Annotated in this window: 1 protein-coding gene; it reads left to right on the top strand. The window is 71.5% G+C overall.

The genetic code is table 11. The features are described from left to right. Nucleotides 1-383: phosphoadenosine phosphosulfate reductase domain-containing protein (locus WDV06_RS37125; protein WP_395514199.1), on the top strand; the 383-nt coding region annotated here is incomplete at its 5' end. Nucleotides 384-477 lie beyond the last annotated feature (94 nt).

Below are 477 nucleotides of genomic sequence, written 5' to 3'. Positions count from 1 at the left end.
CCCCCGGCGAGCACGTCCGCGTCTTCCCGCTCTCCAACTGGACCGAGCTGGACGTGTGGCAGTACATCGCCCGCGAGGGCATCGAACTGCCGGAGATCTACTTCGCCCACGAACGGGACGTCTTCCGGCGGGGCGGCATGTGGCTGACCGCGGGCGAGTGGGGCGGCCCGCGGGAGGACGAGCCCGTCGAACGCCGCACCGTCCGCTACCGCACCGTCGGCGACATGTCCTGCACCGGCGCCGTCGACTCCGACGCCGTCGACCTCGACGCCGTCATCACCGAGATCGCCGCCTCCCGCCTCACCGAGCGGGGCGCCACCCGCGCCGACGACCGGATGTCCGAGGCCGCGATGGAAGACCGCAAGCGCGAAGGGTACTTCTAGCCATGGACGACACGACGACGCTGCTGCGCTTCGCCACCGCGGGTTCCGTCGACGACGGCAAGTCCACCCTGGTGGGCCGGCTGCTGCACGACTC

Source organism: Streptomyces racemochromogenes, from assembly GCF_044129415.1.
In the GTDB taxonomy this organism is placed as follows: Bacteria; Actinomycetota; Actinomycetes; order Streptomycetales; family Streptomycetaceae; genus Streptomyces; species Streptomyces racemochromogenes_A.
Note: the sequence above shows the minus strand (reverse complement) of the source record. Positions and strands in the feature narration are given on the sequence as shown.